The sequence below is a fragment of the Agrobacterium sp. 22-221-1 genome (assembly GCF_053522445.1).
The window spans coordinates 175,730-186,772 of the sequence record NZ_JBNWCL010000004.1 but is presented as its reverse complement, the minus strand read 5'-3'; the positions used below and the strand labels follow the sequence as shown (position 1 = coordinate 186,772).

8 protein-coding genes are annotated in these 11,043 nt (G+C 59.9%); 7 read left to right on the top strand and 1 reads right to left on the bottom strand.

Annotation, left to right across the window (positions count from 1 at the left end):
* Positions 1-42 precede the first annotated feature (42 nt).
* Positions 43-288 (top strand): hypothetical protein, encoded by a 246-nt coding sequence (locus ACQZ5N_RS08300; protein ID WP_448732643.1) that lies wholly within the window; start codon positions 43-45, stop codon positions 286-288.
* 95 nt (positions 289-383) lie between these two features.
* Here the strand turns inward: ACQZ5N_RS08300 and ACQZ5N_RS08295 are convergent, their stop codons facing one another.
* Positions 384-2,150, bottom strand: a complete 1,767-nt coding sequence (locus ACQZ5N_RS08295) for a glucan ABC transporter ATP-binding protein/ permease (RefSeq protein WP_003520317.1) — start codon at positions 2,148-2,150, stop codon at positions 384-386.
* A gap of 339 nt (positions 2,151-2,489) precedes the next feature.
* On the opposite strand from ACQZ5N_RS08295, the gene ACQZ5N_RS08290 reads away from it, so the two are divergent.
* The 6 genes from ACQZ5N_RS08290 (at position 2,490) to ACQZ5N_RS08265 (ending at position 11,025) form a co-directional block, all read left to right on the top strand.
* Positions 2,490-3,227: an autoinducer binding domain-containing protein gene (locus ACQZ5N_RS08290; protein WP_448732642.1), complete on the top strand. Its 738-nt coding sequence runs from the start codon at positions 2,490-2,492 to the stop codon at positions 3,225-3,227.
* A 106-nt stretch (positions 3,228-3,333) separates the two neighbouring features.
* Positions 3,334-6,795 (top strand): pyruvate carboxylase, encoded by a 3,462-nt coding sequence (pyc, locus tag ACQZ5N_RS08285; protein ID WP_448732641.1) that lies wholly within the window; start codon positions 3,334-3,336, stop codon positions 6,793-6,795.
* Positions 6,796-6,921: 126 nt separating this feature from the next.
* Complete coding sequence (locus tag ACQZ5N_RS08280) at positions 6,922-7,722, top strand: DeoR/GlpR family DNA-binding transcription regulator (RefSeq protein ID WP_448732640.1); 801 nt, start codon at positions 6,922-6,924, stop codon at positions 7,720-7,722.
* A 12-nt stretch (positions 7,723-7,734) separates the two neighbouring features.
* On the top strand, positions 7,735-8,925 hold the full coding sequence (locus ACQZ5N_RS08275; protein ID WP_020810992.1) for an MFS transporter: 1,191 nt from the start codon (positions 7,735-7,737) through the stop codon (positions 8,923-8,925).
* Between the two features lie 120 nt (positions 8,926-9,045).
* Positions 9,046-10,296, top strand: coding sequence for a flavodoxin-dependent (E)-4-hydroxy-3-methylbut-2-enyl-diphosphate synthase (ispG, locus tag ACQZ5N_RS08270; protein ID WP_020010805.1), 1,251 nt, complete (start codon positions 9,046-9,048; stop codon positions 10,294-10,296).
* 66 nt (positions 10,297-10,362) lie between these two features.
* Positions 10,363-11,025 carry an OmpA family protein gene (locus ACQZ5N_RS08265; RefSeq protein ID WP_003520323.1) on the top strand — a complete coding sequence of 221 codons (663 nt, stop codon included), beginning with the start codon at positions 10,363-10,365 and terminating at the stop codon, positions 11,023-11,025.
* The last annotated feature ends 18 nt before the right edge of the window (positions 11,026-11,043 follow it).

The window sequence follows — 11,043 nt, the reverse complement described above, 5'->3', positions numbered from 1 at the left end:
AGCAGCAGTCGCGAATAGTCGGTCGACCGGAAGGGAGTTATCTTGCAATTCAGCGCATCTTTCACAGAAATTGCACTGTTGGCGTTGCTCGCCATTCTTTCCCTGGCGTTGTCGTGTTGGCTGGCGCGCTACCCACGCAAAACGAGCGTCGGAATAATGCTTGGCGTGGTGCTTGGAGTTTTCCTGACCAATCTCGCAGCAGGTATTGTCGCCTTTCTGGGAAATGTCCTCCCCTTCGGGCAGATCGATTTCTGGCTGGCAAGTTTCTTGACCGGAATTCTTCGATAGGCGACCTGTGATCTGGTATGGCTGTCGGGAAGCGCACAAAGAAAAAGGGCGGACAACATGCTGTCCGCCCTGTCTTCATTCTGTTAGCCAAGCCGTCAGGAGGCAATGGCCTTTGGCCGGGGCTGCTGGTTTTCGTCTTCCGTCAGCAGGCCGCTGGTGCGCAGCAGCGAGGTAAAGCGTCCGCCGCGCTGGCTCAGCTCATCGAAAGTACCCTTTTCGATGATCCGGCCCTGATCGAGGAAGAGGACGAGATCGGCATCGCGGACCGTGGAAAGGCGGTGGGCGATGATGAAGGTCGTACGGTTCTTTCTCAGCGCGTCGACAGCGGCCTTCACCCGGGCTTCCGTTTCCACATCCAGCGCACTGGTCGCTTCGTCGAGAACCAGAATGGGAGCGTTCTTCAGGATGGCGCGGGCAATGGCGATGCGCTGGCGCTCGCCGCCGGACAGGCGGTTGCCGCGTTCACCCACCTGGGTCAGATAGCCGTTGATGCGGCTGTCGATGAAATCCGTCGCCGCTGCGGCTGCCGCTGCTTCCACCACTTCCGCATCGGTGGCCGATTCACGGCCGAGGCGGATGTTTTCGCGAATGGAGCGGTTCAGCAGGCCGGCATCCTGAAACACGGTGGCGATGGAGTTGCGGAGCGAATTTTTCGTCACCGTCGAAATATCGGTTCCATCGATCAGAATCTGGCCGGAATCGGGATCGTAGACCCGCTGCAGAAGGTTGATGAGCGTGGTCTTGCCGGCGCCCGTCGGTCCGACGATCGCGACTGTCTCGCCGGCCTTGGCCGTGAACGAAACGTCGTGAACGCCCTGCTTGGTGTTGGCGAAACCGAAATTGATGTTGCGGAACTCCACGGTGCCGGAGACATTCGACAATTCGCGCGCATCGCCCGGCTCTTCCCGTTCCTTGACGGAATCTTCCAGTACGAAGAAGTCCTCGAGCTTGGCGCGGGCTTCGAAAATCTGCGTCACGAATTGGCGCATCTGGTCCAGACGGCCGATCAGGAGATTGGCGAAACCGATGAAGGCGATGACATCGCCAACGCGCAACTCGCCGTTCTTCACCAGCACGGTGCCGATGACGAGGATGATCATCATCGAAACGGTGGAGGCCGTGCGGTTCAGAGCACTGGCGAAGGCCCACCAGTCGAGCACCGGATATTGCGCGCTCAGCAGCTTTTCAGTGAAAGATTTCAGCGCCTTCGTTTCGGCCTCGATGCGATTGTAGCTGTGCAGCACCGAGACGTTGCTGATGGAATCGCTGACATGGGCAAAAACGCTGTGATAGTGTTCTTCGACAGAAGCCTGGCCGTCCTTGGTGCGGCCCATCACCCACTTGCCGATGAACCAGTAGACGATACCGAGGCCGATCAGCACGAAGCTGAGGCGCAGGTCCATGGACATGGCGGTCGGCACAAGCAGCACCAGTGCGACGAAGGTGGCCAGATGCGTGCGCATGAATTCGAGCCACAGGCCGAACAGCGTTTCGCTGGCGCGTAGCAGCGTGTGCAGGGCATTGGATGTGCCGCGCTGATGGTGCCAGGAAAGCGGCATCGAGATGATGCGCCCGAAGGCTTCCGTCAGGAGCGAAGCGCGCCGGCCATGGGCCAGCCGGTCTGCCTCGCGGGCGACAGCCACATAAGCGACGGTGTTGAAGACACCGAAACCCGCCCAAAGGATAAGGATCGGCGTGACGTTGGTGCCGGAAGAGATGGCGTCGATGATCCGGCCGAACAGCACCGGTTCGGCGATGGTGATCGCTGCAAGAATGACGTTGGCGATGACGACCACCGTCACCCGCCATTTATGTACGGTCAGATAGCGCAGAGCGCGTGTGTAAACCTGAAACAAGGTCAAATTTTCAATCCAGTCCGAGCGTCTTTTTCGAGCGGTTGTTTGTTCGGCCTCAAGGCAAGTTATTTTAGCAAGGTTGCATGAGACGGCGAAATTTGTGTAATTATCGCTCTTTCTGTCTGAATGGCGGCTTAACAGATTGACCGCGCGTGCGAACCGAAAAAAACCGAACCCGATGTTTCCCGGGGCCTGCCGTCACAAGATTTCGCATCTTCGTTTCAGGGATTGCTAACGACGATATGTTCAATCTCAACCGACCGGCGCCCGAGTAACATGACGTCATCGCGGGACCACGTCCTTCGTGTCATTCCCTTCAAGCCAAGCTCCGGACCACGTGTCTTTATGCATGATATTCTTCACTTCATCTCTGCGTGTTACCAGGCGGGAAGCGCCGACCGCGTTCGTTCCGAATTTGCAACGCTCATTCGCGAATACGGTTTCGAATATTTTCTCGTCAGCAGGCGGATGACGGGGGAGCTCGCCTCCACCGGACACATCCTTGCGCAACATCTGCCCGAAGGCTGGCTGGAGGTCTACAGGGCCAAGAAATACAATCTCGTCGATCCCGTCCGCAAGGTGATCGGCATGGTGCACAAGCCGTTTCAGTGGAAGGAAGCGCTGGAGGGTCTGCCGCGTGCGATGCATCGCAAAAGGGCGAGCGTCTTTTTCCACGATGCCGGCCGGTACGGCCTGCAGGGCGGCTACGCCTTTCCCGTGCACGGCCGTGCGGGCTTCATCGGTGCGGTCTTCATTGGCGGTCAGGATCGGCAATTGCCCTCTTTGCAGGTGGAACTGCTGGATGCGGCCACGCGTGCCGTGTTCTGGCGCCTGCTCGATCTTTCCGGGCAGGCTCATGGCTTCAGCAATGCCCCCGAAGTTTCCGCTCTCGAGCTTACAAAGCGCGAAATGGAGGTCCTGACGCTGATGGCGGACGGTATGACCTCCACCGAAATTGGACGCCAACTATCGATCTCCAACCACACGGTCGACTGGTATATCAACGGAATTCAGCGCCGTTTCAGCGCCAAGAACCGGCAGCATACCGTAGCGCTTGCTTTTCGTCATGGTTTGCTGAGCTAGCGCAAACAGGACAGTTCTCGCCGGAATTGCCCTTTCCAAGACCGGGTTTTGCTGCTTAATTCCGCAGTGCAGCAGAAATTTTGTTTTGGCGTGTGGGGAGACCGTCTTGAAAATATCGAAAATACTTGTTGCCAACCGATCCGAAATTGCGATCCGCGTTTTCCGGGCAGCGAACGAGCTTGGGATTAAAACCGTTGCGATTTGGGCGGAAGAGGACAAGCTGTCTTTGCACCGCTTCAAGGCGGACGAATCCTATCAGGTCGGCAGGGGTCCGCATCTCGCCAAGGATATGGGGCCGATCGAGAGCTATCTTTCGATCGAGGAGGTTATTCGCGTAGCCAAGCTCTCCGGAGCGGACGCGATCCATCCCGGTTACGGTCTTCTGTCTGAAAGCCCCGAATTCGTGGAGGCCTGCAACAAGGCCGGCATCACCTTCATCGGACCGACGGCGGATACGATGCGCCAGCTCGGCAACAAGGTGGCTGCGCGCAATCTGGCGATCTCGGTCAACGTCCCCGTTGTTCCCGCTACCGATCCGCTGCCCGACGATATGGCGGAAGTGGAGCGCATGGCCGAGGAAATCGGCTATCCGGTCATGCTGAAAGCCTCCTGGGGCGGCGGCGGACGCGGCATGCGCGCCATCCGCAAGAAGGAAGATCTCGCCCGCGAGGTGACGGAAGCCAAGCGCGAGGCGAAGGCTGCTTTCGGCAAGGACGAGGTCTATCTGGAAAAGCTGGTCGAGCGTGCTCGCCACGTCGAAAGCCAGATTCTCGGCGACACACACGGCAATGTCGTGCATCTGTTCGAGCGTGATTGTTCGATCCAGCGCCGCAATCAAAAGGTGGTCGAGCGTGCGCCCGCGCCCTATCTCACCGAAGCGCAGCGTCAGGAACTTGCTGCCTACTCCCTGAAGATCGCCGCCGCCACCAGCTATATCGGCGCAGGCACGGTCGAATATCTGATGGATGCCGATACCGGCAAATTCTACTTCATCGAGGTCAATCCGCGCATCCAGGTGGAGCATACCGTCACCGAAGTCGTGACCGGTATCGATATCGTCAAGGCGCAGATCCATATTCTCGAAGGCGCTGCCATCGGCACGGCGGAATCCGGCGTGCCTCGCCAGGAGGATATCCGTCTCAACGGCCATGCGCTGCAGTGCCGTATCACGACGGAAGACCCCGAACATAACTTCATTCCGGATTACGGCCGTATCACCGCCTACCGTTCCGCCTCTGGCTTCGGTATCCGTCTGGATGGCGGTACTTCCTATACCGGCGCTGTCATCACCCGCTATTACGATCCGCTGCTCGTCAAGGTAACGGCCTGGGCGCCGCAACCGGATGAGGCGATCAACCGCATGGACCGCGCGCTGCGCGAATTCCGTATTCGCGGCGTGGCAACGAACCTCACCTTCCTCGAAGCCATCATCGGTCACGACAGCTTCCGCAATAACACCTATACGACCCGCTTCATCGATTCGACGCCGGAACTGTTCGCGCAGGTCAAGCGTCAGGACCGTGCCACCAAGCTCCTGACCTATCTTGCCGACGTGACCGTCAACGGCCACCCGGAAACCAAGGGCCGCGCCAGGCCGTCCGAAAAGGCGGCAAAGCCCGTCGTTCCTTATATCGATGCGCCGACGCCCGATGGCACCAAGCAGTTGCTGGACAAGCTTGGCCCGAAGGGCTTTGCGGACTGGATGCGCAATGAAAAACGTGTTCTGGTCACCGACACGACCATGCGCGACGGGCACCAGTCGCTGCTGGCCACCCGCGTTCGCACCCATGATATTGCCCGTGTCGCCAGCGTTTACGCCAAGGCGCTGCCGCAGCTTCTCTCGCTGGAATGCTGGGGCGGGGCGACGTTCGACGTTTCCATGCGCTTCCTGACAGAAGACCCATGGGAGCGTCTTGCGCTGATCCGCGAAGGCGCGCCGAACCTGCTGCTGCAGATGCTTCTGCGCGGCGCAAATGGCGTCGGATACAAGAATTATCCCGACAATGTCGTCAAATACTTCGTCCGTCAGGCCGCAAGGGGCGGGGTCGATCTTTTCCGCGTCTTCGACTGCCTGAACTGGGTGGAGAATATGCGCGTCTCGATGGATGCGATTGCCGAGGAGAACAAGCTCTGCGAGGCGACCATCTGCTATACCGGCGATCTGTTGAATTCGGCTCGTCCGAAATACGATCTTAAATATTATACCAACCTTGCCGCCGAGCTTGAAAAGGCCGGAGCTCATATCATCGCCGTCAAGGACATGGCGGGCCTATTGAAACCGGCCGCCGCCAGGGTTCTGTTCAAGGCGCTGCGTGAGGCGACCGGTCTGCCGATCCATTTCCACACCCACGATACCTCGGGCATTTCCGCCGCGACCGTTCTTGCGGCCGTGGATGCCGGTGTCGACGCCGTCGATGCTGCAATGGATGCCTTCTCCGGCAATACGTCGCAGCCATGCCTCGGCTCGATCGTGGAGGCGCTGGCGGGATCGGAACGCGATACGGGTCTCGATACCGAATGGATCCGCCGCATTTCCTTCTACTGGGAGGCGGTGCGCAACCAGTATGCCGCCTTCGAGAGCGATCTCAAGGGACCGGCCTCGGAAGTCTATCTGCACGAAATGCCGGGCGGCCAGTTCACCAACCTCAAGGAACAGGCGCGTTCGCTGGGTCTCGAAAGCCGCTGGCATGAGGTGGCGCAGGCCTATGCAGACGCCAACCGCATGTTCGGCGATATCGTCAAGGTGACGCCGTCCTCCAAGGTCGTCGGTGATATGGCGCTGATGATGGTCAGCCAGGATCTGACGGTGGCTGACGTTGAAAACCCTGATCGTGAAGTGTCTTTCCCGGAATCGGTGGTGTCGATGCTGAAGGGCGATCTTGGACAGTCGCCCGGCGGCTGGCCGGCAGCCCTGCAGAAAAAGGCGCTGAAGGGCGAAGCGCCCTATACGGTTCGTCCGGGTTCGCTGCTGGAAGATGCAGATCTCGATGCCGAACGGAAGGTGATCGAGACAAAGCTGGAGCGCAACGTCGACGATTTCGAGTTCGCGTCCTATCTGATGTATCCGAAGGTGTTCACGGATTTCGCGCTGACAGCCGAGACCTATGGCCCGGTTTCGGTGCTGCCCACCCATGCCTATTTCTACGGCATGGAGGACGGCGAGGAACTGTTTGCCGATATCGAACGCGGCAAAACGCTTGTCATCGTCAATCAGGCCTCGTCCGGCACTGACGATAAGGGCATGGTGACGGTGTTCTTCGAGATCAACGGCCAGCCGCGCCGCATCAAGGTGCCGGATCGTGCCCATGGTGCTTCCGGCTCCGCCGTGCGCCGCAAGGCCGAGCCCGGCAATGCCGTCCATATCGGCGCGCCGATGCCGGGCGTGATCAGCCGCGTTTTCGTCAACCAGGGCCAGGACGTCAAGGCCGGCGACGTGCTGCTTTCCATCGAGGCCATGAAGATGGAAACCGCGCTTCACGCCGAACGCGATGGCAAGATCGCAGAAGTTCTGGTGCGCCCCGGCGATCAGATCGATGCGAAGGATCTGTTGATCGCTTACGGGGAATAAAGCCGTATCCGATCATTGATGAGTGTCAGACGCCCGCCTCTCCGGCGGGCGTTTTTTGTTGCGCAGCCGTAAAAACTCGAATATGCATGTTCGTGCACGTTTATTCCTGTTTATGCATGAGTTCCGATGAGCGATCATTTTGTCAGCGAGCGGCAGGCGCTCATCCTTGCGCAGTTACGGCAAAGCGGCCGGGTGCTGGCGCAGGATCTCGCGCAGAATTTCGGCGTTTCCGAAGACACTGTGCGCCGCGACCTGCGTGAGATGGCAGCCCGGGGAGAATGCCTGCGGGTTTATGGCGGGGCGTTGCTTTCCGACAGCAAAACGGTGCCGCTGAAGACGCGCATTGCCGAGGATGCCGACCGCAAGGCCCTGCTGGCGCGCGCCGTTGTCCCGCTTCTCGAGCCGGGCATGGTCGTCTTCATCGATGCCGGTTCCACCAATCTCGCCATTGCAAGGGCGCTTCCCGCCGGGCTCAACCTGACGGTGGTGACGAATACGCCCGCCATTGCCGCTGAACTGACGGGGCGGGCCGATATCGATCTGGTGCTGATCGGCGGCAAGGTCGATCCGGCCGTAGGTGCTGCGATTGACGCCATGGCGCTTCGGCAGCTCGAACTGATGCGGCCCGATCTCTGCATTCTCGGTGTTTGCGGCGTTGCGGCCGAGATGGGTCTGTCGGCGGATGTTTTCGAGGATGCGGTGTTCAAGCGGCTTGCCTGCAGCGCCAGCCAGCGGATTGTCGCCGCCATCACCACGGAAAAGCTCGGCCACAGGGCAGCTTTCCATGTGCATGATTTTTCTCCACCTCTCTCCCTCGTGCTGGAGCAGGATGCCGACCGCGCATTCGTCGAGGCGCTGTCGGCAAAGGGCGTACAGATTTATTGCGGCGATGATGACGTCGCTCAGTTTTCTCATGGTCAAGTCTGAAGGATATTGCCGATGAATGGCCCCACGACATTTTCGCCGACAGGCATACGCTCGTCCTATCTGACGCGGCACAGGCTGGGCGTTTCCCTGCTGTTCTTGATGAACGGTTTCATGATGGGGTCATGGGCGCCCAAGATTCCGGAATTTGCGGCGCGCCTGTCCCTCAGTGAGAGCGCGCTCGGCCTGATCATTCTGGTCTTCGGTATCGGTTCGCTGGTTTTCATGCCGATTGCCGGTTCGCAGATCGCCCGTTTCGGCTCACGTACGGTGAGCCTCGTCACTGCGGCGATCTTTTTGCCGACTCTGCTTTTCATTTCCTGGGCGGGCACGGTATGGGCCGGGGTGATTGCGGTGTTTCTGTTCGGCGGGCTGACGGGGGCGATGGATGTCGCCATGAACGCCAATGCGGTAGCAGTGGAACGGGATATGCGCCGCGCCATCATGTCGTCGTGCCACGCCTTCTGGAGCCTTGGCGGCCTGATCGGCGCCGGTCTTGGCGGTTATCTCATCACGGCCATCGGTGTGCAGGGGCACGCCATTGCGCTGACGGTCATTGCACTCGTGCTGCTGGTCATCGCGTGGCCGCGCGTCCTTGCGGATCGTCCGCATCCGGAGGAGGAACGCCCGAAAGGCGGCCTGCCGCTGACGCCGCTGCCGTGGATCATCGGCCTGATGGCGCTGTTCTCGATGATTCCTGAAGGCGCTATCCTTGACTGGGGCGCGCTTTATCTGCGCAATGAACTCGGTGCTTCGGTATCGCAGTCCGGTTTCGCCTTCGCGGCCTTCTCCATGACCATGGCGGCCATGCGTTTTGCCGGCGATCTGGTGCGTGACCGCTTCGGCGCCGTGACGACCCTGCGCTTTTGTTCGGCCATGTCGATTATCGGTCTTATGATTGCTGGTCTTGCGGGAAATTCCACTATCGCGATCATCGGCTTCGCGATTGCCGGCATCGGCATTTCCAACATGGTGCCCATTGCCTTTTCCGCCGCCGGCAACATGCCGGGACTGGCGCCCGGCATTGGTCTCTCGGTGGTCACCACCATGGGCTATTCCGGTATTCTGGTGGCGCCATCGGCCATCGGCTTTATTGCCGAGCATACCGGTCTTGCCAGCGTCTTCATCGCCCTGCCGCTCTTGCATGTGGTGGTTCTGCTGCTTTCACGGCTCGCCCGCCATGCGGATGGTGCGGGCAAGGAATAGGCGTCTCGAATTTTGCCATGATTGCGGTAAAGTAGAAGCTCTCATGCGTTGGGTGTTGACAAGCAGGCTTGCCTGTTTCACCTCAATTGCCAGACCTTGCCGCAAGCTCCAGAGACCGCCATGACGTCACATGCCGATTACGATCCCAAGCCCCGCCGCGCATCCGTCGCCGTAGACGTGGGCGGTGTCATCGTCGGTGGCGGCGCGCCCGTCGTCGTGCAGTCGATGACCAACACCGATACGGCGGACATCGACGCCACCGTGCAGCAGGTGGCGGCGCTCTTCCGGGCCGGTTCGGAAATCGTGCGCATCACCGTCGACCGCGACGAGAGCGCGGCCGCCGTGCCGAAAATCCGCGAGCGGTTGCTGCGTCTTGGGCTTGATGTGCCGCTTGTCGGCGATTTTCATTATATCGGCCACAAGCTTCTGGCCGATCATCCGGCCTGCGCCGAAGCTCTGGCGAAATACCGCATCAATCCGGGCAATGTCGGCTTCAAGGACAAGAAGGACAAGCAGTTCGGCGAGATCGTCGAAATGGCGATCCGCTACGACAAGCCGGTCCGAATCGGCGTCAACTGGGGGTCGCTCGATCAGGAACTTCTGACGACGCTGATGGACAAGAACAAGGAGCAGGGTTTCCCTCTCTCCGCCCGTCAGGTCACGCGTGAGGCCATCGTTCAGTCGGCGCTGATTTCCGCCGAGCTTGCCGAAGAAATCGGCCTGCCGCGCAACCGCATCATCCTGTCGGCCAAGGTCAGCCAGGTGCAGGACCTGATCGCCGTTTATTCCATGCTGTCGGAACGCTCCGATCACGCCCTGCATCTCGGCCTCACCGAAGCGGGCATGGGCTCCAAGGGCATCGTCGCCTCGTCCGCCGCCATGGGTTATGTGCTGCAGCACGGCATCGGCGATACGATCCGCGTCTCGCTGACGCCTGAGCCGAATGGCGACCGCACCCGCGAAGTGCAGGTGGCGCAGGAATTGCTGCAGGTCATGGGTTTCCGTCAGTTCATTCCGGTCGTTGCGGCATGTCCCGGCTGCGGGCGCACCACGTCCACCGTTTTTCAGGAACTTGCCCAGAACATCCAGAACGATATTCGCAAGAACATGCCGATCTGGCGTGAGAAATATCCGGGTGTCGAGGCCCTCAATGTCGCCGTCATGGGCTGCATTGTTAATGGCCCCGGTGAAAGCAAACATGCCGATATCGGCATTTCCCTGCCCGGAACCGGTGAAAGCCCGGCAGCGCCCGTCTTTATTGATGGCGAAAAGGCGCTGACCCTGCGTGGTCCCAATATCGCCGCTGATTTTGAAGCGCTTGTGATCGATTACATCGAAAAGCGTTTTGGCCGGAAAGATGCGGCGGAGTAAAGAGTACCGTGAAAAGGCCGGAATTCTACTGTCATACCTCCTGAACCTCTCGGAGCATCAAAACACATGATCAAAAAAATCGCGATCGTCGCCCTTTGCGGGACCTATCTTTCCGCCTGCACCACCACCGATCCCTATACGGGTGAGCAGAAGATGTCGAACACGGCCGGCGGCGCCGGCATCGGCGCCGTGGTCGGTGCTCTGGGCGGTCTGGCTGTCGGCGGTTCGCCGACCGGTCGCCGCAATGCCGCGCTTATCGGTGCGGGCATCGGTGCGCTCGCTGGCGGCGCCATCGGCAATTACATGGATGGCCAGGAAGCCGAGCTTCGCGCCCAGCTTCAGGGAACCGGCGTTTCGGTTACCCGCCGTGGCGACAGCATCGTTCTCAACATGCCGTCGAACATCACCTTCGCGACGGACCAGGATCAGGTCATCCCGCCATTCTATCAGACGCTCGATTCCGTCGCCATCGTGCTGAACAAGTTCAACCGCACGCTCATCGACATCAACGGCCATACCGATTCCACCGGCAGCGCCGGTTACAATCAGGGCCTTTCGGAGCGTCGTGCCGCATCGGTCGCCAATTATCTCGGCGCGCGCGGCGTTGACCAGCGCCGTATTTCGACGCTCGGCTTCGGCCCGTCGCAGCCGATCGCTTCGAATGCAACGCCGGATGGCCGCGCCCAGAACCGTCGCGTCGAAGTGCTGATTTCGCCGCTCAAGGGCTGATTGGGTAATGAAAAGCTG